Origin of the sequence: Alteribacillus sp. HJP-4 (genome assembly GCF_042139015.1) — a bacterium.
GTDB lineage: Bacteria > Bacillota > Bacilli > Bacillales > Marinococcaceae > JBHIKY01.
Map to the genome: position 1 here is coordinate 103,773 of NZ_JBHIKY010000005.1, position 21,767 is coordinate 125,539.

Below are 21,767 nucleotides of genomic sequence, written 5' to 3' on the forward strand. Positions count from 1 at the left end.
TTCCCTCAATCCGGCAAATAACATACCCTATGTCCGTCAACCGTTAAAAATAAGAACATTTACGTAAAATAACGGATCTCCTGTCCGCGCCAGCTCACGGACCTAATTTATCGCTTATCTCAATCAGGTCCTATCGTTTCAAAAGGCAGTACACTTACCATACAGTTTAGCAATGCTTTTGCATCATAGGCAACTTATAAGACTTTGTTCCCTTATTTTACAAAAAAAACCTCCCTCGAAAAAGGGAGCAAGAATAGTATTAGGTTAAAGAGCGGTACGTATTCAGCACCTTTGGAACGTAAGCCTGTGTTTCCTTAAAAGGAGGAATGCCGTTATGACGGTCGACATTGCCCGGGCCGGCATTATAAGCGGCGAGTGCAAGCGACTCATCGCCATTATAGCGGTCAAGCATCTGTTTTAAATAGCGGGTCCCGCCTTCAATATTCTGAGCAGGGTCGTAGGCATCATCTACATTTAAAAAACGCGCAGTTCCCGGCATGATCTGCATCAGCCCCATTGCTCCGGCATGGCTGCGGGCTTTTTCGTTAAATTCCGACTCCTGCTTAATCACCGAATAAATTAGGTTCGGATCAACACCGTATTTGGAAGCTGTTTTCTCGATTAATTGATTATACGAAGATTCTTCCTTCAATGAAGAGGAAGCATTCGCAGACCTTTCTGCATCAGAGGCCGTGGAAGCTGGCGCAGACTTCTGAAAATAGCTGTTTTCCATTGATGGATCGAGAAATAAAGAGCTGTTTGAACTGTTCTGTGGGGCAGGCCCTGTAGAAATATGGCTCATTTCCCTGTCCAGATAGGATTGAAATGAGGATAAAAACTTCGTGCTTCCGCTGGCTGAAGCGCTGGAAGAAAAATCGGACGTAAGGGAGGATAGCAGCGGCAGCAGCGATTGGATATTCATATACGTCACCTCAGTTTAGTAATAAGAAAAATATACCAGATATTTACTCATGCGGCAATCTGTCAAATCTAATATACTTATTCTTCTGTCTGCTCGATTTGCTGCTTTCGTGAAAAGAAGCGTTTTATTTTATTCTCTGTTTTTCGTTCCGGAATCTCATGCTTTTCAAGCAGTTCCTGAAACATCTCTTCTACTTCCTGAAGAGAGGGGCCTTCAAGCTCTATTTCAAAATCCTCTGTATCGAGATAATTACTGTGATCAAAAAATAGTTCTCCATTTTTATATGGGAGAGAGGCACGGTTTGTTTCTAGGGTACCAAGTTTTTTTAACTCTTTAGGGTTCACATGGAGGGAATGAAGCTGTCTTTCCACCTCTCCTTTCGGAAAGATACCATTATCAAGCAGTTGTGCTGCTTCGTCGGAAGTCAGAAGTTGATTTGTCTCCAGTAGGCCCTGATCAGCCGGCTCCTTTAACGTGCATTCGAATGTCTGATTTTTTTCGCGAATACGGAGAGCCGCACCGTAAGTCTTCAAATGAAAAGAAGGTGTGTCGAAATACGTATTGGCCTGCCATCGGAAATCCTGCCCGGACACCTCGTATTGAAATGTTAGTTCCTTAAATTCAGCAGCTGTGAGCAGGTTTTTCTTTTCATATTCTTTTTCCTGTCCCAATGATGGTCATCCCCTTTTCTATCGTTTTTTCATTTTTTTCTTTCTGACCGTATGGTACCATATCGAAGGCGCCTGATTATAAGGATAACAATGAGTGATTATGGTAAGATGTAGGAAGTAACAATTAAGATAAACGAGGTGTCTTTTTTGCAGCATGTCCTGACTATTACAGAAACGAAAATTACAGATAACACATTAATCTTGACTCCGATTGAACAATGGCCGGAACAGGAATGGAAGCAGCTGAACGATGGAATGAGGATGCTCGCCGATTCGGATGCACTGACGTTTGTATATGTTCTTGATTCACCTGAAGCATTCGTACAGCTGCGGCTTCCTAAACGAACATGGGCGGCTCTTCGTGAAGCTTATGAACACGAATATAAAGTAGTCGCTGATGGGCCTTCACCAATTACACTTGAGCATTTTCAGCAGGAGATGGAATATTTACTTGATAATATCCCCGGAAACGGAAACTATGGCTCAGAAATGGTGAACGCGGTTGAAAAAGCCTTTCATATCCAATAAATTTTGGACAGGTGGTGGCTTATGATGAGTAATTGGGAGACGTTTCTTTCGCCGTATAATCAGGCGGTGGAGGAGCTGAAGGTAAAGCTGAAAGGACTGCGCGATCAATATCAGCGTTCGTCCAATCACACCCCGATAGAATTTGTTACGGGAAGAGTAAAGCCTGTAACAAGCATTCTTGAAAAAGCAAAGCGCAAAGGCATTGCCCTGGATAGATTAACAGAAGAAATGCAGGATATAGCGGGTATCCGCATTGTCTGCCAGTTTGTAAATGATATTGATACCATTGTGGAGCTGATTACCTCCCGCACCGACTTTACTATCAAGGAATCCCGGGACTACATCAAGCAGAAAAAAGATAGTGGGTACCGCTCCTATCATATGGTCATCTCTTATCCGGTTCATACAATTGACGGACGTAAAGAAGTACTCGTAGAAGTACAGATCCGAACGATGGCTATGAATTTTTGGGCAACAATTGAGCATTCTTTAAACTATAAGTACAGTGGGGAGATCCCCGATAATATTAAACAGCGGCTGCAGCGGGCAGCTGAGGCGGCCTTCCGGCTGGATGAAGAAATGTCGAAAATTAAAGGCGAGGTCCGCGAAGCGCAGCAGATTATTATCCGCAACCGAGAAGAAAGCAGACGCACGAATTAACTTTATGGTTTTGACGGAAGGAGGCATTTGATGCGGTTTACAGTGACATCCAGAGGAGATGAAACCTCCAATACATTAAAAAAGACGATTACGAATTATTTAACTGATTTTGGACTGACAGAAAATGAGAAAGAGCCGGAAATTGTTATTACGGTCGGCGGCGATGGTACATTGCTTCAGGCATTTCACCATTATCATGAACGTTTGGATGATACATGTTTTGTGGGCATACATACCGGCCACCTCGGCTTTTATGCGGACTGGAAAGCATCAGAGGCTGAAAAACTAGTTATTCATATCGCCAAAACCCCTTTTCAGGTTGTGGAATATCCACTTCTTGAGGTAGTTGTCCGTCATCATAATGAAAAGAAATCCCACCGTCATTTGGCCATGAATGAATGCACCATAAAGACGCTTGAAGGCTCCTTGGTCTGTAATGTGGATATTAAAGGGGAGAAATTCGAAACGTTCCGCGGCGATGGCCTGTGTATTTCCACACCTTCTGGGAGCACTGCTTACAACAAGGCGCTCGGCGGCGCTATTCTTCACCCGTCACTTGCGTCCATGCAGATTTCCGAAATGGCTTCGATCAATAACCGGGTTTACCGCACTGTCGGGTCTCCGCTCATTTTGCCGCAGCATCATACATGTCTTTTAAAGCCGCTGAATGAAGTAGATATGCAGATCACCATTGACCATACATCTATGGTCGGGCAGCATATTAAATCAATTCAATGCAGAGTGGCAGAGGAAAAAGTCCGCTTTGCCCGCTTCCGCCCGTTTCCTTTTTGGAAAAGAGTGAAAGAGTCGTTTGTCGGTGAATAAATCAGCACATAAGCTGGAGTGGCAGGCAGCTGAGGGAGTGGAAGGGATGACGGTGCGGGAATTTTTACGAAGTACAAAAGGGATGTCCGCCCGGACACTTACGGCAGTGAAAACCCATGGAGCGCTTCTAGTCAATAATCAGCCGGCCCGCATGAACGAGCACCTTTCCGTGGGAGATAATGTATCCGTCTGGCTGGCAGAAAAGCGAAGCAGCGGTGCCGTACCTTATTATAATTTTCCTTTAGATGTAAGCTGGAGTGACGAGCACCTCTGGGTTGTTAATAAGCCTGCTGATTTACCAGTTCTGCCGGGACGCAGAAAATCAGAAGAAGCTCCTGAGCCGTCTCTCGCTGGAGCAGTGCTGTATGCTTTTGATCAGGCAGGCATCCCTTCAGCCTTTCATGCTGTTTCCAGGCTTGACCGTCAAACGAGCGGACTTATGCCGGTTGCTCTTCATGCCTATGCACACCAGCGTCTCGCTGCGTTCTTTCAGCGCGGCATGGGAGAAAAAAGATATATAGGTGTAGTATACGGAGTTCCTAAGCAAAGCCGGGGGTTTTGGAATGGGCCGATCGGACGGAAAGACACCAGCCTGATTGAGCATGAAGTGAGAGAAAATGGGAAGCCGGCCAGAACTTATTACGAAGTGCTGCAAGAGTACCAGGATGCTGCACTAATCCGGTTTATTCTTGGAAGCGGACGGACACATCAAATTCGGGTCCATTGTGCTGAAGCAGGACACCCTCTCATCGGTGACAGCCTCTATGGCAGAGAATCACCATTTATCAGCAGGCAGGCACTTCATGCAGAGTCTCTCCGTTTTGTTCATCCAGTTACAGAGGAAGAGCACGAGTTGAGCTCGGAAATGCCGGGGGATATGTTGGATTTATTAGAAAAATTATAAAAACACACCGCATCTGGTGTGTTTTATGCATCAAATGAGCGGAATTTTTCAGGAACGAAAGGCTGCGAGGAGGCAACCTGAGTATATGAAACCTCCGGGAAATGAAGCATAGTTAATTTTCCTCCGAAGACACATCCTGTATCAATATTCACCGTTTTGCCAACCGTTCTCGGCTCTTTCACTGGTGTATGACCGTACACAATCAAGGGAACTCCGTCGTAATGCTGTGCCCAGTCTCTGCGCACCGGCGTTCCATCTGGATTCTTTTCTCCGGTGATATCACCATATAGAGCAAATCGTTGAACAGCTTTGTCTGAGCGGCCGATCAAATGTGACGGCAGTCCTGCATGTACAGCAATGAGCTTATCATTATAAAGTGAAGTGTACAGCGGAGCTTCTTCATAGAGACGCATAAAATCAGCTTTTATATTACGGAATTCATCCGCACCCAGTTTTTCAAGCTCAGCGACCGTCGTTTCCAGTCCATGATTTACGACAACATTTCTGCCGAGAAAATAACGGTACAATTTATTGCAGTGATTTCCTGGTACGTATTTCGCACGATTTTGAAAAACCATGCTTGTAACGAGCTGCATCGTTCTTACGGAAGCCGGACCTCGGTCAGTAAGGTCCCCTATAAATACGGGAGTCCGGTTGTCAGGATGCTTAAAGCTGCCGGCTGAGCGCTCGTACCCGCTTTTTTTCAATAATGCTGTCAGTTCGTTAAAGCAGCCGTGTACATCTCCGATAATGTCCAGACCTGTCATGAGCATCGTCCTTTCGCTGCATCAATGTAAATTAGTATAGCAAATCAGTGCAGCTATTGTCTTGTTTTCGGCGCAGACAAGGGTGTAACCAAGAATAGATAAATGGTATAATCATTTTTATGACCAGGTATTAATTGGATACTTTTTTTTGAAAATAATATGTGAAGGAGCGAATACAATGAACTTATCTCTAAAAGGGCGTACATATGTTGTCATGGGAGTGGCTAATAAACGAAGCATTGCCTGGGGGATTGCCCAAAGCTTATCAAATGCAGGTGCCCGGTTAATTTTTACATACGCAGGTGAACGGCTCGGAAAAAATGTACGGCAGCTTGCCGACTCGCTCGACCGCGATGATTCTGTCGTTCTCCCATGTGACATTACAGATGATGAAGAGATTCATAAAACGTTCAGCCAGATAAAAGAAGAGATTGGAGTAATCCACGGACTTGCCCACTGTATTGCATTCGCAAACAAGGATGAGCTGGACGGTGATTATTTAAACACAACAAGAGACGGTTTCCTGCTCGCTCATAATATCAGTGCCTACTCTTTGACGGCAGTTGCAAAAGAAGTGCGTGAGCTTGAGTTAATGAGCGAAGGCGGCTCCATTGTGACAATGACGTATCTGGGTGGAGAAAAAATCGTGAAAAATTATAATGTTATGGGTGTTGCAAAGGCTTCACTTGACGCAAGCGTTCGTTACCTTGCAAGTGATCTCGGAAAAGATAATGTCCGGGTCAATGCCATTTCAGCCGGACCGATCCGTACTCTCGCGGCCAAAGGAATTGCCGGCTTCAATGATGTACTGAAGGAAATGGAAGAAAAAGCTCCGTTGCGCCGCACCGTTACGCAGGAAGAAGTAGGAGACACCGCCCTGTTTCTCATGAGTGATCTCTCGCGCGGCATTACGGGTGAACTGATTCACGTAGACGGAGGCTATAATAAAATCGGGATGTAATCAAATCCTGGAGAAAGTAAGAGGCACAAAAGTTCCTGTGCCTGTAGCCTATGTCTTATGGCGGGTATGATAATGTATCGAGTTATATGAAAAGATGGGGTTGGATTATGAAAGTGAAAAAGGTATTAAACAACAACGTCATCATAGCCGAACATGAAGAGTATGAAGAAGTGGTGCTGACCGGCAAAGGTCTCGGGTTTGGTAAGCATCCCGGCGACGCTGTGGATGAAAGCGGGGCGGAGAAATTTTTTGTGCTGAAGGATGAAGACGAACAGGAGCAGTATAAACAGCTGCTTGCTGAGGTAGACGAACCCTTCATCGGCTGTATGAATGAGTGCATGACCCTGCTCGAAAAGCGCTTTCGGGTCAAGCTTCATGAACATATTCATGTGGCATTAACGGATCATATGTTTTTTGCCGTCCGCAGGCTTCAGCAGGGGATGGAAGTTAGAAATCCTTTCCTGCAGGAAACAGAATTTGCCTATCCGGAGGAATATAAAGCAGCGAGAGAGCTTCTGCACCATGTGGAAGATTGCACGGGCACCAGCCTCCCGGATGGGGAAATTGGTTTTGTGGCACTCCATATTCACAGTGCGCTGACAAGACGGTCGCTGCAGGAAGTAAACAAGCATACCAGACTGGTGGCAGAGCTCGTTACGGTGATAGAGAATACATTTAAATTATCCCTTTATACAAAGGACCTTGACCATCAGAGGCTGCTGCGCCATTTGCATCAAGCCGTCGAGCGCATTCAAAATGGAGAATATAATGACGAGCCGGACAGTTTAAAAAATGTCTTGAAATATGAATATCCGGTATGCTACAATTTGGCATGGAAGCTGATCAAAATGATGCAGCGCTCGCTGCAGGTGCCGGTTCCAGAAAGTGAAGCGGTGTATTTAACACTTCATTTGCAAAGGCTTTCAAGACAATCGAATTAATTTCCAATCTCAATTCCGTGTGACTGGTCATGCAGGCATGAGAGAAAAAGATTGGTTCATGAAAACAACAGGCGGGATGTCTTTCCTACCTTGATTGTATTCAGCGAACCCTTTTCTCTCATGCCTTTTTTGCTGTTTTAATTGGGAAACCCATGACGTCACACAAACAAAAAAAGGAGGAGAAACTTATGTTTAAAAATGCGTTTGGCGTGCTGCAGCGTATTGGTCGTTCTTTGATGCTGCCAGTGGCGCTGCTGCCTGCTGCAGGACTGCTGCTCGCCATTGGTACCGCGATGCAGGAAGAAAGTATGATTGAAATTATGCCTTTTTTGCAAGCAGGTGCATTTGAATTTATTTCAGAATTAATGAAGGAAGCAGGCGGAGTTGTCTTTGATAATCTGGCCGTGTTGTTTGCCATCGGGGTGGCCCTTGGACTCGCAAATGGTGACGGGGTCGCCGGTCTTGCCGCATTAATCGGTTATTTTATTATTAATGTGACAATGGGTGTAATTAAGAATGTCGACGCAGATATGGCAGCTGATGATCCCGCATATGCTGAATTATTAGGTGTGCCAACATTGCAGACTGGCGTTTTTGGAGGAATTATCGCAGGTGCTCTCGGAGCCTTTTTATATAACCGATATAAAGACAAACAGCTTCCCCAATTTTTAGGTTTTTTCGCCGGAAAACGATTTGTGCCGATTGTGACAGCGTTCAGCGGTTTATTCGTAGGGGCTTTGCTATCTTTTGCATGGCCGCCAATTCAGGCAATGCTCGATCAAATGTCCGTGCTTGTGACGGAATCAAATACTACACTTTCTGCCTTTATTTTTGGTGTCGTCGAGCGTTCTTTAATCCCATTCGGCCTGCATCACGTTTTTTATAACCCGTTTTGGTTTGAGTTTGGCTCCTATGTAAATGATGCAGGACAAACAATCCGTGGAGACCAACAAATATTCTTTGCTCAGTATGCAGACAGTGTAGAGGAATTCACTGCAGGAACGTTCATGGTAGGTAAGTTCCCGTTTATGATGTTTGGTCTTCCGGCAGCTGCACTCGCAATCTATCATTGTGCTAAGCCGGAAAATAAGAAATACGTAGCAGGAATCATGGGGTCTGCAGCTCTTACCTCCTTTTTAACAGGAATTACTGAACCGATTGAATTCAGCTTTTTGTTTGTTGCTCCAATACTTTTTGGTATTCATTGCATTTTTGCCGGTCTTTCTTTTATGACGATGGAAATTCTCGGCGTTAAAATCGGCCAGACATTTTCGGGGGGAGCTATTGACTTCTTCCTGTTTGGGATCATCCCAAATGCTACACCCTGGTGGTATGTCATCCCGGTCGGTCTAGTATTTGCGGTAATATACTATTTCGGCTTCCGGTTTGCGATTACAAAGTTTAACCTGATGACTCCAGGTCGTGAGGAATCCGCGGTGGATGATACCGACGGGAACACAACTGCTTCATCAGATCTGCCCTATGAAGTAATTGATGCGTTCGGCGGAAAAGAGAACCTTAAAAATCTGGACGCATGTATTACACGCCTTCGTATAACGGTAAATGATAAATCTGGCGTAAATAAAGATCGGTTGAAGCAGCTTGGAGCTTCTGGTGTCATGGAAGTCGGAAATAATGTACAGGCGATTTTTGGTACGCAGTCTGATTCTCTAAAATCACAAATGCAGGATATAATTAGTGGCCGGACTCCTGCCCGCTCACTTGAGGAAACACCAGAGCTTGATCCGAAAAAAGAAGCAGAACCAGCTGTTCAGCCGGATATCGATGTATCCTCTACAAAAATCGGCAGCGTTGCAACCGGGGAAATTCTCCCGCTTGAAGAGGTGCCGGACGAGGTGTTTTCCCAGAAAATGATGGGGGACGGCTTTGCGATTAAGCCTGCTGAAGGGGAGTTCACTTCTCCAGCTGATGGTATCATTTCAACCATATTTCCGACAAAGCATGCTATCGGGATCAAAACAGACGACGGTCTGGAAATTCTTCTGCACATCGGACTTGATACCGTTAATATGAAAGGTGAAGGGTTCGACGTACTGGTGGAAGAAGGACAGGCAGTGAAGCAGGGACAGCTGCTGGTTAAAGCAGATTTAGCATTAATCGAAAAGAATGCTTCATCAACCATCACTCCTGTGATTTTCACTAATTTACCAGAGGGTCAATCGGTAAAAGTAAAAAGCAGCGGCAGTGTGAAGAAGGAAGATTCAGATATAGCAAGGTTTGAATAGAAACACAAATGGTCCCCGGACGCGTAAAGCAGCCGGGGATTTTTTACTTAGAAATCTCGCAAACATCCAACCTATCCTCAAATAAAAATTCTTGAATAAAATAGATATCCATGTCCTGACCCATTCAGGTTTAATTCATTAACGGATGGCTGCTGCCGATGTCGATCATGAAACATAGTATCACCGGACTTTATCTCATTTCCTATCACCATATAGCCTATCAGCACAGCTGTGTGAATGTGGAGAGTCTGTAAATGAGTTTTGTAGGTGAACGCCTATTTCACAGGTTTGAGCTGAACCATTATTGACATAGAGCATATAGCTATGGTGAGAAGCAATTCTTAATCTTCCGTAAAAGGGGGAACGACTCATGTCCCATGGATACAACAACGGCTTCACTCTTATCGTGGTGCTATTTATCTTGCTTGTCATCGTCGGAGCTGCTTACGTGTACTAATAAAACCCTTGACCTGGCCTGCCGCTAGTGAGTGTGGGGGGCCAGGCCCTTTCAATTCTCCCACAATTCAATTATATAAATGTAGTTTTTTACTTATTTATCCATTTATCTGGTGGAGTTTGGCGATAAAGATGAAGAATAGGAGCTGTGTAAAGATCAGCATAAGTGGGGAGCGTCCTGTCATTTCCCCAAGCATTGGGGCCATGATGCCCATCATAACTCCACTCATCGCGCCGCTCATGGCATAGTGGTAATGAAAGAGGCTCCCAAACATTAATCCTGAGGCTGCTCCGATACCAGCTGTGGCAATACTTGTTTCTATTAAAAATCCAGAGTACATATTAGTCCATATCAATCCAGTGCAAAGTGCAAATAAACTTGCCGGAGTCATTGCTATATTCATGTGAGATCCAGGTAGATTTTGAGTTGTCCTATGTTCCGCCATTCGAATGTACAAGCTCGCAATCAATATCGTATTACCGGTAAAAACGATCCATAGCATCATCCGGCGTACCCCCTGTATTTTTTTCTTTGTATTATTTATTCTATGCAGAGAGGAGAGGATGTACCACTTTTAGAAAACAAGCATGACCTACAGCCCCCGGACATATAATTCAGCAGGTAAAGAATGTTTCGAAAGCGGGGAAACTCAAATGAAAAAACCAACTGAAAAACCAGTAAAAGAACCTTTATACTATATTGAACAGCCTGCATTTGAACCGAAACCAGGGCCAAATCAAAGTATTGCTGTTTCCAAAGTGAGTTCAAAACAGAGAAAACCAAAGAGAGAAAAGCAAGGCACCTCTGCTTCACAGAAATTTGACAAAAAGAGCGCACCTCCTGTCTCGGAATCGGCCGTTTCTGCCAGTGAAGAAAAAAACATAAAGGAAGCTGCGGTTATTGAGCCGCCGAATACCAATGTCAAAGAAATGCTCCGTTACGTTCAGTCCCTGCCTCATTTCATCCAGCCGGTTATTGCATGCGAAACCGAGGAAAAGTCGTATCAGGGTTACTTCATTGCGGTTGAGAACGGAGAATTAAAACTGCGCAACCGCCGCAACCGCAATCACGTTTCCATTAAAATTGAAGAAGTCATTGATATCTATGTAGTTAGTCTTTAATATTTTCACAAAAAAAGGTCTTTCGGATGGTGTCCGAAAGACCTGTCATGATTAGCGGCAGCCTCTATTATTGTCGCCACTGACGAGGTTAGGATTCAGGCACTGAATCGCGCAGAAGCAAGTAAGATCTACCTCAATGCAGTGTCTGGTCCGTTCAAGCTCATCTACATCACAAAGTGATTTTGGATCAACGCAGCATTTATCAAAATCAAGATGATGGTCTGGTTTTAATAATGACAGCGTAGCGCAGCATTTATCCTCGTGAATTTCCTCAACGCGGAAAAATACAGTTTGGAAACAGTGATCCTTTCCGATTCCTCCCGTAGCAAAGAAGTAGTTACCGTCTTTGCCTTGCAGTGTAAAAGGAATAGTATCAAGAGGAGAAGTTCCTTCCGGGCTTAAAAGGTCTTCAAAACAACTATTCTTACAATTCCTGTTGTTATTGTCCACTCGATCCTGAGCTTCTTTTATTTCTTCGACCGCCTTGCAGACGCAGTGGCTGCTGAAGTCTTGAATATCATCATCGCGTTTTCCACAACCCATGTGTGTCACTCCTTTAGCATTTATTCTTTACTATCATATAGAAACAGGACGGAAATGGTGTTACTTAATAAGCCGAAAGTTTCGAATTGGGCACTTTGCCTATAAAAATTGGTTTAGCGACGCGGTTCAAGGGTATGAAAGCATTAATATACTAATGATAAAGGGTGGTAATCATGGGCTATGTCCCTCCAGTCAAAAACGAAACGGCACTTAACTACGGAAGCCGAATCGTTGCAGAGGCAACAGGGATACAACGGATAACCAGAGTGCAGCCTCCTTCGTTGTATAAATTAAGTGAAAATGACAGCTGGAATACTTCTAAATCTGAAGAAGAACTGCTTTTGCAGTCCAAACGCAGAGAAATAGAACAAAAGCTTTACGGAAAAGGGAAGCGTTTTGACGCGCAGGCATAAAAAAGCATCGCTAAGCAGTCCGGGTAATGTAACCCAGGCTGTTTTTTTGTGAGACATATAAATTAAGAAACAGAAAATTCCACCTGATTTAATCTGGCCGCATACAATATTTCTATATGGTGATTTCTGGGACAATTACGTAAACTAAAGATAAATACAGTGAAAATGAGGGTTCATTTTATGGAATGGAAAAAAATAAAAGATGGATGTTTTTATTTTGACGCACCGGTCAACATTGGGTATATCGTTAAAGGAAAAACGGGCATGCTGGTCGATGCCGGCATCGATAAAGGAACAGCAAAAAAAGTAATGAAAGCCTTGGCAGAAAAAGAACTCCCTCTCACAGATATATTCATCACTCATGCTCATGCAGATCACTTTGGCGGTGCAGCCTGGCTAAAGAAACAGCAGAATGTCAAAGTTCACGCCCCGGAGCTCGAATCCGCCGTCTTAGAAAATCCACGGCTTGAGCCGATCTATTTATTTCACGGGGCAGAGCCGCCTGAGGGTATGCGAAGTAAATTTCTGGAGGGTCCGCCTGTCATGGTGGATCAGATCGTATCAGAAGGCGTATTTCAGGCAGGGGAAATCCAGGGGGAACTGCTCCGCGTCCCAGGTCACAGTCATAATCAGCTTGCGTTTATTTCCTATGGAGTACTTTATGGCGGAGACAGCTATTTCGCGCACGAATACTTACGGAAGCACCGGATTCCTTTTATGGTAGATGTAAGAGCAGCGGTCCAATCGCTGGAAAGACTTCTGGAGCTGGAGGCTGAAGGAGCAGTGCCTGGTCACGGGACCTACGAAGAGAATTTTAAAGAAACAGTTTCTGAAAATTTAAAATTCCACAATTCTCTGCTTAATGACCTTGCCCTTTTCATTAAAAAAGAAATGAACGGGATGAACATTGAAGCGCTGACGGCTCAATATTGCACCAACAATGGAGTTCAATTACAGAATATTGGCAGCTGGGCATTATACCGGACCGCGGTAACGGCCTATGTAATGGCACTGGTTCAAGAAAAAAGAGCAGCCCTTACGATCATGAACAATGAGCTGACCGTCAAAGAAAGTGATCTTCACCAGCAATGAAAAAAGATAGAATCGGTCGATGTGAGCTTTGCTGCAGGGAAGAAATTGAGCTTACAGCCCATCATCTCGTGCCGAAGGATAAAGGCGGAGTGCACGGGGCGACTGCGTTGCTCTGCCGGGCCTGCCACCGCCAGATACATGCCATGTACTCAAACAGTGAACTTGCTCTCCAGTTTTTTCCATTTAGCGGCTGCTCGCAGATGAGAAGCTAAATAAATTTCTGACATGGGTGCGAAAACAGCCGCCTGGAAAAAGGATTAGTGTCAGAAGAGCCAATAATAGAAAATAAAAAAGCCACGCTCTGCGTGACTGGAGAATCGATAATCGCTACAGCTTTTTTTTCATTTCTACATGGGGGATGCCGGCATCCAAAAATTCATCGGATGTAACGGAATATCCAAGTTTTTCATAAAAGCCTGCGGCCTGTATTTGTGCATTTAATTTCATCAAAGCATACCCTTGTCTTTTTGCTTCCAATTCAATTTCGTCCATTATAAATCGGCCGGACCCAGTGTGGCGGTGAGAAGCAAGTACGCATATCCGCTCTACTTTTGCATACCCATCTGCATCACGAAATCTTCCTGCTCCAATCGGAGTATTGTCATCGTACATTACGTAATGAATGGCAGTTTCTTCATATTGATCGAGTTCTTCCTCTTCCGGAACCTGCTGCTCGCGGACAAACACATCATACCGGACTTTATAGGCATCATGCAATTGCTGTTGTGAATCAACTTTTTTAACTTCTGGCACGTCTTTTAAACTTCCTTTCCGAGCCGGAATGTTTCGTAAACTGTCCAGGAACCATTATCGAGCTGATAAAGGAGCTGGATCCTGTCAATGATTTCTTCATGATGAATATCCTTCATCTGCAGCCGCCCGAGAACATCGAAGTGTTCGTCATCGGTTAAATCCTGGGCAATCGTTAAGTGCGGAGTGAATTCGTGCTGTTTTCCCAGGCTTGTTTTCGGTTCGTCATTCAGAGCGCTGTATAAATTCATTAACGTCTCATTCGGCTTGATTTTAAAAAATATTTTGTTTTCCTTTGGGTGAAAGGTATCTGCTTTATAAATAGTCATCGGAAATGGAGCCGCCGCAGCAGCGATCTCCTGGATATTGGTTATTGTTTCCTCTATACTCTCAGAAGCTTCGAATGGATAGCGAAGCGTAATATGAGGAGGTATCCAGGAATAGTGAGTGTCATAGCGCATGCGGTAGGAATTTGCTAAATCCTGAATTTCCTTTGAAGGGAAAAATGCGACACCATATTTCATAACTCATTCCTTCTTTCCGGCAATTTGAACAGATTTTTTAATTTTTTACCCGTTTTTATTCAGTATCAAACATAAAAGACAGGGATATTAAAAGATCCTTCTCCCAGTATTTCCAAAAATGACCGCCCTCAAATTCTACATAGCGGTAGCGTGCATTTCCCTGCTGAAATAATTGATGAAGCCTGCGGTTCGGTGTTAAAAAATCCTCCACTTTTCCCGTTGTTGTCTTCACTTTCGTTTCTTCTAAGCCGATAGTATGGTAAATATCAAAACTATTCCATACCTTCGACTGCCGGACTGCATTCAGCACCGTTTCATTTACAAACGGAGAATGCATCATCACCCTTGAAAAAATATTCGGATATTCAAGTGCTGTCATAAGGGAGACAGTAGCGGCAAGGGAGTCTCCCATCAATAAACGCCCGTGTGAAAGGTGGGAGACTGAGAATTCCTCCTCGAGAAATGGCAGCAGTTCATTTACAAGAAACTGAACATAATTTTTCTGTTGGTCACTGTCCGGGTGATACCAAACTCTTCTTGTATCGACATCCGGATAAGGGACGCCGACGACAATGGTTTCTTCGGCCCCGTCTTCAATTGCCGCTTCCATCTTTCTTCCAATGCGGCCGAATTGGAAATAATCCCTTCCGTCCTGGGCAATGGCAAGGTGGTATGTGTACAGCGGACTGTAGTTTTCAGGCATATATACATGCAGGTCAAACGTTTCTTTTAAAAGAGAACTTTGGAAAGTAATTGACCTCATCGTTCCTTTCATCAAAGACTTCCTTTCATATTCATCATGTATCGACATTTTCAGCTCAAAGGATATTGTAACATAAGCTGTAAAGAAACGAGTTTTTCCAGCATATGATAAAATAGAGGAGATAGGAGGCGTTATTCATGAAAAAACCTGTACCCTGCAATGAAGTAGAGCAAGCGGCACGAAAGGCGCTGCGCGATCGAGGTGTCAAGATAGAAGATATCGCCGAAATCGTTTATGAAATGCAGGCCCAATATGCACCCAACCTCACGAAGGAAGATTGCTACGAGAGTGCAGACGCAGTCCTTTGTAAAAGAGAAATTCAACACGCGATTCTCGTCGGGGTAGAGCTCGATAAGCTCGCGGAAAAAAATATGCTGTCTGAACCATTACAATCGCTCGTAGATACAGATGAAGGCTTGTTCGGCGTAGACGAAACGATTGCTTTAGGATCAGTTTTTGGATTTGGCAGCATTGCTGTAACAACTTTTGGTTACCTGGATAAAGAAAAAAAGGGTGTTATAAAAAGGCTGGATGAAAGAAAAGATCAGGTGCACACCTTCCTTGATGATCTCGTCGCAAGCATTGCATCAAGCGCTTCGGCAAGGCTGGCACACCGCATGCGTGACAGAGAAGAAAACCGGAGAAAAGATGAGATTAAGAAACGGGAAGACGAAGAACTCATTGGATAATATGATGAGGCTGAGTCACAGCGGTCTCTGAAAAAAAGCTATGGCTTGTCGTCAGGTCCGAAGGGCGAAAGCTATAGCTTTTATTATTTATTTTTCTTTTAGGGAGTGTAAAACTCGTAAGATTATATATAATGATAGTGAATTGCTCCTGAGCTGGTGGCGGAAGTGAGATCCGTTATTCTATCAATTGCCGCTGGTTGGCGGACATCAGCTACACTATTTGCCTGAATGGCACTGAAATCGGCTTTCTTTTTGAGTTATAGCGGAACCAATGTCCGGCTGAACCTGCCGGAATAACAAGTAGACTACTGAAAAAGAGTTGATGTTTCGTCTGTGCAGCTGATTTTCTTCTCAAAAAAGTGATTTTTTTCCGTAAATCGGATAAAATAAAATAGATAATCTGATAAAGGAGCTTGAGAGATCGATGGCAAGAAGAAGACCTCGCTGGATATACTGGAAACAGACATATCGCTCCAAGTTTCAAGCCGGCTGTCTAAAGGCGAAGCTGGAGGAAAACTGGCGTGAAGGCTATGAAGTCGGCCCGCTTGTGGAAATTCGCAAGTTAAAAACAAATAAATACGTCGTACGATATACATACGACGAATAGAACCCCTCTATACTTGGGGAGGAGAAAATATATTCATGAAAAAAAGCTGACAACGGACGGTTCCGCTGTCAGTTTTTTTATATTATTCCTTCGGAGTGACCATTTTGGCCGGGTCCACAATTTCATGGAACTGTTTTTCATCAAGCAGGCCACTTTCCAAAACGGCTTCTTTCAAGGTCTGCCCTTTTTCATGAGCGGTTTTTGCAATTTTTGCTGCATTTTCATAACCGATATGAGGGTTAAGGGCGGTAACAAGCATTAACGAGTTACGAAGATGCTCGTCAATTTTCTCCTGGTTCGGCTCAATGCCGACCGCACATTTGTCATTAAAGGAAATCATGGAATCAGACAGCAGGTAGGCAGACTGCAGGAAATTATAGATGATTACCGGTTTAAAGACATTCAATTCAAAATTACCCTGGCTGGCTGCAAATCCGATGGTTGCATCATTGCCGATTACCTGGGAAGCGACCATTGTCATTGCTTCACTCTGCGTCGGATTAACTTTTCCGGGCATAATTGAACTTCCCGGTTCGTTTGCCGGGATGGAGATTTCACCAATGCCGCAGCGGGGGCCGCTTGCAAGCCAACGGACATCATTTGCAATTTTCATTAAATCAGCTGCAAGACCCTTCAGGGCGCCATGAGCATAATTAATTTCATCATGACTCGTCAGAGAATGAAATTTATTCGGAGCGGAACGGAACGTTTTACCCGTAATTTTACTGATTTCTTCAGCAACGTAGTCCCCGAATTTTGGATGGGCATTAATTCCGGTACCTACCGCGGTTCCGCCGATTGCCAAGTCTTTCACGTGATCAATACTCTCGCTGATCATTTCACTGCTTTTTTCCAGCATGCGCTCCCAGCCGCTGATCTCCTGGCCGAGGGTGAGCGGAGTGGCGTCCTGCAGGTGTGTTCTGCCGATCTTAATGACATCTTCAAAATCATTTTTCTTCTGGGAAAATGTTTTCTTCAGTACCTCGATGGCCGGAAGTACATCGTTTTGCACCTTTTCTACAGCCGCAATGTGCATGGCGGTAGGAAAGGTATCATTAGAGCTCTGAGAGCGGTTAACATCATCGTTCGGGTGAACAGAAAGCTCGTCCCGGCCTTTTTCTTTTAAAATTTCTGTTGCACGGCGGGCGAGAACCTCATTCATGTTCATATTGGACTGAGTGCCGCTTCCGGTCTGCCAAACGACTAATGGAAAATGATCATCCAGTTCGCCGCTTAATACTTCATCTGCAGCGGAAGAGATCGCATCAGCTTTCTCTGCTTCAATTTTTCCAAGCCGTTTATTGGCCAGAGCAGCAGATTTTTTTAAAATAGCAAACGCGTGAACGACTTCAAGCGGCATCGTCTCTTTGCCGATCTTAAAATTTTCAAGACTTCTCTGGGTTTGTGCACCCCAGTGCTTATCCTCCGGCACCTGCATTTCTCCGAGTGTATCTTTTTCAATTCTGTAATTCATCACAATTCCTCCTGCGCGTTTGTCTTTAACATATTTGTCCCACTTCTAGAGTAGAAAAAAAAATCGAGAAAAGGAAGGGCTGTGGTTTTCTTTTTTCATTTTCTTTGTATTTTATTGAGCATTTAGTCTGATGAACAAGGTTTTGAAATAATTGATAAATAGTTAAAAATTTCGTAAATTCAACCGATATTAAGAAAAAGGACTTGCTTAATTTCATAAACAATCCAAGTAACAGCTGCTAAAAATGAGCAATAAGTCCTTAAAAAATGAAAAATGAGGTGGAGTTTTTGAAAACAATTCGTGCAAAGCTTCTTGGAGGATTTGCTGTCATTATTTCTCTTTTACTTGTTTTCACCGGGGTGGTTTATTATTTTTCCCGTGATATTAACGATACTATTACTACGGTGACCCAGGAAGATCTCAAAAAAATTTCTGCCTATGAAGACCTTGCTTATAATATAGCAGAGCGGAACTCCCACGTGAATTTTTATGTTCTATCGAGCCAGTATGAATACAGACAGCGGTTTGATGAATTAACCGAACAGTCGTTAGAGATTGAGGAATCATTGCAGAGCATGGTAAATGATGAGCGGCTCGATCAAATTATTGAAGCATCAGCCGGGTGGAGAGAACAGGTAGAAACTGACGTATTGGAGAATTTTGAAATGGGAGTGGTTGCTACGGCTGAACAGTCACTTGAAAGCGAAGCAGGTCCGCGGGCCGATGAAATTAAAACAAGCCTGCAGGAATTAATTGAAGAGGAACGGGCGGTAGTGAATGCCGATGCCTCCGATTTGGATACAAAAGGGGCGGCGCTTGAGGTGACGACAATCATCACAGGAGTTGTTATAGCAGTACTTGGCCTGATTATTGCGATGGTAATTTCAAGAAGAATGTCAAAACCGATCCGGGAGGTTTCAAGAAAAGCAAGGCAGATTGCGTCAGGGGATTTAACAGTAGAAGCGATACAGGTGAAATCAAAGGATGAAATCGGTGAACTTGCCGAAAATTTTAATGTAATGGCTGAAAACCTCCGCTCGCTTCTTGGCAAGACGAGAGAAGCTGCAGAGCAGGTAGCCTCTACCTCAGAGCAGCTGTCCGCCAGCTCCCAGGAAACCTCTGCGTCTACAAACGAAATTGCCTCTACGATTCAGGAAGTGTCAGAATCCTCGGATCGGACGAAGATAAGCTCCAGTGAAAGCCTTCGAGCTATGAATCAGCTTTCAAGCAATATTGAGCGTGTCGCAGATGCTTCCGTGCAGGTGTCTAACAAGGCGAAAGATACAGAAAACGCAGCTCAGAACGGGAATCAGGAAATCATTCGTTCCTCTGAACAGATGACAGTCATCAACTCACAGGTTCAGGATGCAGCAGGAATTGTGGAGGTTCTCGGAGAACGATCCAATGAAATCGGGACTATTATAGAAACGATCACAAATATTTCAGAACAGACGAACCTGCTTGCTTTAAATGCGGCCATTGAGGCAGCACGGGCCGGAGAACACGGAAAAGGCTTTGCCGTAGTAGCTGATGAAGTCCGCAAGCTTGCCGAAGAATCGAAATCCTCAGCAGATAAAATTACCAGGCTGATTCAAACGATTCAGGAGGAAACGGAAAAAGCCGTGGTTAAAATGAATCAGGGCCAGCAGGAGGCGGAAGAAGGGGTGGCCGTCATAAAGCGGGCAGGAAGTGCTTTTGAAATAATTCTAACCTCGATAAATGATGTAACCTCACAGGCTGAAACGGTTTCGAGCATTGCCGAGGAAATGACCGCAGATTCTACACAGGTAACAGCAGCAGTGGAAGAAATGAGCAGTGTCGCTGCTGCTACGGCAGAAAATACACAAAATGTTGCTGCAGGGGCAGAAGAACAGCTTGCGGCGATGGAAGAAATATCAAGCTCCTCCGAAGAACTGAGCAGAATGGCACAGGATCTTCAAGAGGAAGTGGGAAAATTCAAACTTTCCTAATAATTACTCAGCCGTCTCTGCAAAAGAGACGGCTTTTTATGTCAGCATATGATAAACTAACAGAAAAATGAAAGAAGGGGAGGACTATGTGGAAAATTAAAATTCCGAATGGAATGGAAGAAGAATGGACGCTGCGCCTTTATGAAAAAGGGTGGTTTTCTTTTTACATAGAAGAGGCGATTGAGCAGATTACAACAGACGAGGGTTACAGCTATCAGAAAAATCCAGCCGAATCATCTCTGTTGTTTCTATCTGCAGAAGAAGGGCAGCGTGCAGAAGATGCAGCTGCACTGCTTGAAATATTTGTCTCCGATGTCGAAGAAGCAGAGCCGCCCGCTCCTCCTGCCCCTTATGAAAACGTCGAACTAGGCAGCGGCTGGACGCTCGTATATCCCCCCTTTCAAGGGGAAAAACAAAAAAAAGAAATTCGAATTGATCCTCAAGGAGCATTTGGCACAGGCGTCCACATGACTACGAGAGATGCCCTGTCACTGCTGGCCGGACGGGATTTCACCGGTATGGCTGCTGCTGACATAGGGACAGGCTCAGGCATATTAGCGGTCACTGCCGCATTGAAGGGGGCAGCGGTGGATGCTTTCGACATTCAGCCGGTATCGCGCGAGGTAAGTCTTCAGGCAGATCTGAATGGGGTGAAAGACCGTATCAGAGTCTTTGAACAAAATATTCTCGAAACTTCTCTGCCCGAAAAAGCTTATGATTTGTATATTATTAATATTGGAGCCGCCGCCACGAAGAAATGGTTGAAATCTGCAGGGGTCCTGCCCGGCCGCCCGGACAGCGTACTTCTTGTATCCGGTATCGTCGACTGGGCTGAAGCGGAAATACGCCGGATCTTCGGAGAATATGGATTTTATCCAATGGAACACAAACAGACAAAGGAATGGCATACGTTTTTATTTGCAAAAGGAGAGAGACACGAATGAAGCCGTACGTGTTTATTACAAGAAGAATGCCGGACGAAATCATAGAAAAGCTGGAGGAGACGTGCACCGTTTCTATGTGGGAAAAACAGGAGGAACCGGTGCCGCAGGAACGGCTTGAAGAAGAAATCAAACAGGCGGACGGGTTGTTCTGTACTGTGACAGAGCCGATAGACAGACCATTAATAGAATCAGCAGAAAATCTAAAGGTGATTGCGACCATGGCCGTAGGATATAACAACATTGATGTGGAGGCTGCAGCTGAAAAAGACATCACCATTGCTCATACTCCCGGCGTCCTCTCGGAAACTACAGCTGATCTGACATTTGCACTGCTCATGGCGGCAGCAAGACGTCTGCCTGAGGGCATAGAGACTATTAAGAATAATGAATGGAAGACATGGTCTCCGTTTTTTTTGACAGGCCAGGACATTCATCACGCGACTCTTGGTATTATCGGGATGGGACGAATCGGAGAAGCGGTGGCAAAGCGCGGGACAGGCTTTGACATGGAAATTATTTATCATAACCGCACGCGTAAGCAGGAAGCGGAAGAAAAACTTGGTGCCCGATATGTGGAAATGGATGAGCTTCTTAAAACATCAGATTTTATTTGCGTCATGACCCCTTATACGAAAGATACGCACCATTTAATCGACAGGGAAGCTTTTAAGAAAATGAAGAATACAGCCATCTTTATTAACTCCTCCCGCGGTGGTATCGTTGATGAGGAAGCTTTATATGAAGCGCTTAAAAACGGGGAAATCCGCGGAGCAGGCCTTGATGTTTTCGAAGGGGAGCCTGTCGGTGCTGACCATCCGTTATTATCTTTACCACAGGTGACAGCGCTGCCGCATATTGGCAGTGCAAGTGAAAGTACACGGATGGCGATGGCGGACATGACTGCGAACCATATTTTACAGGTGCTGAGTGGAAAAGAAGCTGATCATGAGGTGAAGCTGTAAAAAAAGTAATTTCTAAACGATGCCTGCTCGAGC

26 protein-coding genes are annotated in these 21,767 nt (G+C 44.5%); 17 read left to right on the forward strand and 9 right to left on the reverse strand.

The window, feature by feature from the left end; genetic code table 11:
- Window positions 1-259: 259 nt before the first annotated feature.
- Both ACE4RR_RS06195 and ACE4RR_RS06200 read right to left on the reverse strand, forming a co-directional pair.
- A complete protein-coding gene (locus ACE4RR_RS06195; protein WP_375534537.1) occupies window positions 260-922 on the reverse strand; it encodes a lytic transglycosylase domain-containing protein in 663 nt (220 codons plus the stop codon).
- Between the two features lie 77 nt (window positions 923-999).
- Window positions 1,000-1,593 carry a CYTH domain-containing protein gene (locus tag ACE4RR_RS06200; RefSeq protein ID WP_375534538.1) on the reverse strand — a complete coding sequence of 198 codons (594 nt, stop codon included), beginning with the start codon at window positions 1,591-1,593 and terminating at the stop codon, window positions 1,000-1,002.
- Window positions 1,594-1,740: 147 nt separating this feature from the next.
- Here ACE4RR_RS06200 and ACE4RR_RS06205 point away from each other — a divergent pair, with 147 nt between their 5' ends.
- From ACE4RR_RS06205 to ACE4RR_RS06220, 4 genes are read left to right on the forward strand one after another with little or no spacing between them, the layout of a single operon-like run.
- The gene (locus ACE4RR_RS06205; protein WP_375534539.1) at window positions 1,741-2,121 is read left to right on the forward strand and encodes a UPF0738 family protein; all 381 of its coding nucleotides are present in this window, start codon (window positions 1,741-1,743) and stop codon (window positions 2,119-2,121) included.
- A 21-nt stretch (window positions 2,122-2,142) separates the two neighbouring features.
- Window positions 2,143-2,781, forward strand: a complete 639-nt coding sequence (yjbM, locus tag ACE4RR_RS06210; protein WP_375534540.1) for a GTP diphosphokinase — start codon at window positions 2,143-2,145, stop codon at window positions 2,779-2,781.
- A gap of 30 nt (window positions 2,782-2,811) precedes the next feature.
- Window positions 2,812-3,606 carry an NAD kinase gene (locus ACE4RR_RS06215; RefSeq protein WP_375534541.1) on the forward strand — a complete coding sequence of 265 codons (795 nt, stop codon included), beginning with the start codon at window positions 2,812-2,814 and terminating at the stop codon, window positions 3,604-3,606.
- A complete protein-coding gene (locus ACE4RR_RS06220; RefSeq protein ID WP_375534542.1) occupies window positions 3,599-4,510 on the forward strand; it encodes an RluA family pseudouridine synthase in 912 nt (303 codons plus the stop codon). Before ACE4RR_RS06215 ends, ACE4RR_RS06220 begins: the two co-directional genes overlap by 8 nt.
- A 23-nt stretch (window positions 4,511-4,533) precedes the next feature.
- On the opposite strand, the gene prpE is transcribed toward ACE4RR_RS06220, so the two are convergent.
- Complete coding sequence (gene prpE, locus ACE4RR_RS06225) at window positions 4,534-5,277, reverse strand: bis(5'-nucleosyl)-tetraphosphatase PrpE (RefSeq protein ID WP_375534543.1); 744 nt, start codon at window positions 5,275-5,277, stop codon at window positions 4,534-4,536.
- Window positions 5,278-5,455: 178 nt separating this feature from the next.
- On the opposite strand from prpE, the gene fabI reads away from it, so the two are divergent.
- The 4 genes from fabI (at window position 5,456) to ACE4RR_RS06245 (ending at window position 9,882) form a co-directional block, all read left to right on the forward strand.
- Entirely contained in the window at window positions 5,456-6,238 is a 783-nt protein-coding gene (gene fabI / locus ACE4RR_RS06230) for an enoyl-ACP reductase FabI (protein WP_375534544.1), read from the forward strand.
- A gap of 107 nt (window positions 6,239-6,345) precedes the next feature.
- A complete protein-coding gene (gene glcT / locus ACE4RR_RS06235) occupies window positions 6,346-7,179 on the forward strand; it encodes a glucose PTS transporter transcription antiterminator GlcT (protein ID WP_375534545.1) in 834 nt (277 codons plus the stop codon).
- A 188-nt stretch (window positions 7,180-7,367) separates the two neighbouring features.
- Window positions 7,368-9,425 carry a glucose-specific PTS transporter subunit IIBC gene (gene ptsG, locus ACE4RR_RS06240; protein ID WP_375534546.1) on the forward strand — a complete coding sequence of 686 codons (2,058 nt, stop codon included), beginning with the start codon at window positions 7,368-7,370 and terminating at the stop codon, window positions 9,423-9,425.
- 370 nt (window positions 9,426-9,795) lie between these two features.
- Window positions 9,796-9,882, forward strand: coding sequence for a YjcZ family sporulation protein (locus ACE4RR_RS06245; RefSeq protein WP_375534656.1), 87 nt, complete (start codon window positions 9,796-9,798; stop codon window positions 9,880-9,882).
- Window positions 9,883-9,979: 97 nt separating this feature from the next.
- Here the strand turns inward: ACE4RR_RS06245 and ACE4RR_RS06250 are convergent, their stop codons facing one another.
- On the reverse strand, window positions 9,980-10,387 hold the full coding sequence (locus ACE4RR_RS06250) for a hypothetical protein (protein WP_375534547.1): 408 nt from the start codon (window positions 10,385-10,387) through the stop codon (window positions 9,980-9,982).
- Between the two features lie 148 nt (window positions 10,388-10,535).
- Between ACE4RR_RS06250 and ACE4RR_RS06255 the strand changes: the two genes are divergently transcribed.
- A complete protein-coding gene (locus ACE4RR_RS06255) occupies window positions 10,536-11,003 on the forward strand; it encodes a hypothetical protein (RefSeq protein ID WP_375534548.1) in 468 nt (155 codons plus the stop codon).
- Window positions 11,004-11,054: 51 nt separating this feature from the next.
- On the opposite strand, the gene ACE4RR_RS06260 is transcribed toward ACE4RR_RS06255, so the two are convergent.
- Window positions 11,055-11,546, reverse strand: a complete 492-nt coding sequence (locus ACE4RR_RS06260) for a CotY/CotZ family spore coat protein (RefSeq protein WP_375534549.1) — start codon at window positions 11,544-11,546, stop codon at window positions 11,055-11,057.
- A 173-nt stretch (window positions 11,547-11,719) separates the two neighbouring features.
- Between ACE4RR_RS06260 and ACE4RR_RS06265 the strand changes: the two genes are divergently transcribed.
- From ACE4RR_RS06265 to ACE4RR_RS06275, 3 genes are all read left to right on the forward strand, one after another.
- Window positions 11,720-11,959, forward strand: a complete 240-nt coding sequence (locus ACE4RR_RS06265; protein ID WP_375534550.1) for a hypothetical protein — start codon at window positions 11,720-11,722, stop codon at window positions 11,957-11,959.
- Between the two features lie 180 nt (window positions 11,960-12,139).
- Complete coding sequence (locus ACE4RR_RS06270) at window positions 12,140-13,051, forward strand: MBL fold metallo-hydrolase (RefSeq protein ID WP_375534551.1); 912 nt, start codon at window positions 12,140-12,142, stop codon at window positions 13,049-13,051.
- Window positions 13,048-13,263, forward strand: coding sequence for an HNH endonuclease (locus ACE4RR_RS06275; protein ID WP_375534552.1), 216 nt, complete (start codon window positions 13,048-13,050; stop codon window positions 13,261-13,263). Before ACE4RR_RS06270 ends, ACE4RR_RS06275 begins: the two co-directional genes overlap by 4 nt.
- A 115-nt stretch (window positions 13,264-13,378) precedes the next feature.
- On the opposite strand, the gene ACE4RR_RS06280 is transcribed toward ACE4RR_RS06275, so the two are convergent.
- From ACE4RR_RS06280 to ACE4RR_RS06290, 3 genes are read right to left on the reverse strand one after another with little or no spacing between them, the layout of a single operon-like run.
- Window positions 13,379-13,804: a GNAT family N-acetyltransferase gene (locus ACE4RR_RS06280; protein WP_375534553.1), complete on the reverse strand. Its 426-nt coding sequence runs from the start codon at window positions 13,802-13,804 to the stop codon at window positions 13,379-13,381.
- 5 nt (window positions 13,805-13,809) lie between these two features.
- Window positions 13,810-14,325: a 2'-5' RNA ligase family protein gene (locus ACE4RR_RS06285; protein ID WP_375534554.1), complete on the reverse strand. Its 516-nt coding sequence runs from the start codon at window positions 14,323-14,325 to the stop codon at window positions 13,810-13,812.
- Window positions 14,326-14,380: 55 nt separating this feature from the next.
- A complete protein-coding gene (locus tag ACE4RR_RS06290) occupies window positions 14,381-15,100 on the reverse strand; it encodes an alpha/beta hydrolase (protein WP_375534555.1) in 720 nt (239 codons plus the stop codon).
- A gap of 125 nt (window positions 15,101-15,225) precedes the next feature.
- On the opposite strand from ACE4RR_RS06290, the gene ACE4RR_RS06295 reads away from it, so the two are divergent.
- On the forward strand, window positions 15,226-15,777 hold the full coding sequence (locus tag ACE4RR_RS06295) for a phosphatidylglycerophosphatase A family protein (protein ID WP_375534556.1): 552 nt from the start codon (window positions 15,226-15,228) through the stop codon (window positions 15,775-15,777).
- 424 nt (window positions 15,778-16,201) lie between these two features.
- On the forward strand, window positions 16,202-16,384 hold the full coding sequence (locus tag ACE4RR_RS06300; RefSeq protein ID WP_375534557.1) for a hypothetical protein: 183 nt from the start codon (window positions 16,202-16,204) through the stop codon (window positions 16,382-16,384).
- An 82-nt stretch (window positions 16,385-16,466) separates the two neighbouring features.
- Here ACE4RR_RS06300 and fumC read toward each other — a convergent pair whose 3' ends face one another.
- A complete protein-coding gene (gene fumC, locus ACE4RR_RS06305; protein ID WP_375534558.1) occupies window positions 16,467-17,858 on the reverse strand; it encodes a class II fumarate hydratase in 1,392 nt (463 codons plus the stop codon).
- A 287-nt stretch (window positions 17,859-18,145) separates the two neighbouring features.
- On the opposite strand from fumC, the gene ACE4RR_RS06310 reads away from it, so the two are divergent.
- The 3 genes from ACE4RR_RS06310 to ACE4RR_RS06320 all read left to right on the forward strand — a co-directional run bounded on the left by ACE4RR_RS06310 (window position 18,146) and on the right by ACE4RR_RS06320 (window position 21,734).
- Window positions 18,146-19,828, forward strand: a complete 1,683-nt coding sequence (locus ACE4RR_RS06310; protein WP_375534559.1) for a methyl-accepting chemotaxis protein — start codon at window positions 18,146-18,148, stop codon at window positions 19,826-19,828.
- A gap of 86 nt (window positions 19,829-19,914) precedes the next feature.
- Window positions 19,915-20,772, forward strand: coding sequence for a 50S ribosomal protein L11 methyltransferase (locus ACE4RR_RS06315; RefSeq protein ID WP_375534560.1), 858 nt, complete (start codon window positions 19,915-19,917; stop codon window positions 20,770-20,772).
- Window positions 20,769-21,734: a 2-hydroxyacid dehydrogenase gene (locus ACE4RR_RS06320; RefSeq protein ID WP_375534561.1), complete on the forward strand. Its 966-nt coding sequence runs from the start codon at window positions 20,769-20,771 to the stop codon at window positions 21,732-21,734. Before ACE4RR_RS06315 ends, ACE4RR_RS06320 begins: the two co-directional genes overlap by 4 nt.
- Window positions 21,735-21,767 lie beyond the last annotated feature (33 nt).

What these genes read in the sequence shown, in the direction of transcription:
- ACE4RR_RS06275 (WP_375534552.1), top strand. Translation starts at nt 13,048, where the DNA reads ATGAAAAAAGATAGAATCGGTCGATGTGAGCTTTGCTGCAGGGAAGAA.
- ACE4RR_RS06250 (WP_375534547.1), bottom strand. Translation starts at nt 10,387, where the DNA reads ATGATGCTATGGATCGTTTTTACCGGTAATACGATATTGATTGCGAGC.
- ACE4RR_RS06320 (WP_375534561.1), top strand. Translation starts at nt 20,769, where the DNA reads ATGAAGCCGTACGTGTTTATTACAAGAAGAATGCCGGACGAAATCATA.
- ACE4RR_RS06195 (WP_375534537.1), bottom strand. Translation starts at nt 922, where the DNA reads ATGAATATCCAATCGCTGCTGCCGCTGCTATCCTCCCTTACGTCCGAT.
- ACE4RR_RS06265 (WP_375534550.1), top strand. Translation starts at nt 11,720, where the DNA reads ATGGGCTATGTCCCTCCAGTCAAAAACGAAACGGCACTTAACTACGGA.
- fabI (WP_375534544.1), top strand. Translation starts at nt 5,456, where the DNA reads ATGAACTTATCTCTAAAAGGGCGTACATATGTTGTCATGGGAGTGGCT.
- ACE4RR_RS06300 (WP_375534557.1), top strand. Translation starts at nt 16,202, where the DNA reads ATGGCAAGAAGAAGACCTCGCTGGATATACTGGAAACAGACATATCGC.
- ACE4RR_RS06315 (WP_375534560.1), top strand. Translation starts at nt 19,915, where the DNA reads ATGTGGAAAATTAAAATTCCGAATGGAATGGAAGAAGAATGGACGCTG.
- ptsG (WP_375534546.1), top strand. Translation starts at nt 7,368, where the DNA reads ATGTTTAAAAATGCGTTTGGCGTGCTGCAGCGTATTGGTCGTTCTTTG.
- ACE4RR_RS06295 (WP_375534556.1), top strand. Translation starts at nt 15,226, where the DNA reads ATGAAAAAACCTGTACCCTGCAATGAAGTAGAGCAAGCGGCACGAAAG.
- ACE4RR_RS06255 (WP_375534548.1), top strand. Translation starts at nt 10,536, where the DNA reads ATGAAAAAACCAACTGAAAAACCAGTAAAAGAACCTTTATACTATATT.
- ACE4RR_RS06285 (WP_375534554.1), bottom strand. Translation starts at nt 14,325, where the DNA reads ATGAAATATGGTGTCGCATTTTTCCCTTCAAAGGAAATTCAGGATTTA.
- ACE4RR_RS06260 (WP_375534549.1), bottom strand. Translation starts at nt 11,546, where the DNA reads ATGGGTTGTGGAAAACGCGATGATGATATTCAAGACTTCAGCAGCCAC.
- prpE (WP_375534543.1), bottom strand. Translation starts at nt 5,277, where the DNA reads ATGACAGGTCTGGACATTATCGGAGATGTACACGGCTGCTTTAACGAA.
- yjbM (WP_375534540.1), top strand. Translation starts at nt 2,143, where the DNA reads ATGATGAGTAATTGGGAGACGTTTCTTTCGCCGTATAATCAGGCGGTG.
- ACE4RR_RS06245 (WP_375534656.1), top strand. Translation starts at nt 9,796, where the DNA reads ATGTCCCATGGATACAACAACGGCTTCACTCTTATCGTGGTGCTATTT.
- ACE4RR_RS06290 (WP_375534555.1), bottom strand. Translation starts at nt 15,100, where the DNA reads ATGAAAGGAACGATGAGGTCAATTACTTTCCAAAGTTCTCTTTTAAAA.
- fumC (WP_375534558.1), bottom strand. Translation starts at nt 17,858, where the DNA reads ATGAATTACAGAATTGAAAAAGATACACTCGGAGAAATGCAGGTGCCG.
- ACE4RR_RS06215 (WP_375534541.1), top strand. Translation starts at nt 2,812, where the DNA reads ATGCGGTTTACAGTGACATCCAGAGGAGATGAAACCTCCAATACATTA.
- ACE4RR_RS06270 (WP_375534551.1), top strand. Translation starts at nt 12,140, where the DNA reads ATGGAATGGAAAAAAATAAAAGATGGATGTTTTTATTTTGACGCACCG.
- glcT (WP_375534545.1), top strand. Translation starts at nt 6,346, where the DNA reads ATGAAAGTGAAAAAGGTATTAAACAACAACGTCATCATAGCCGAACAT.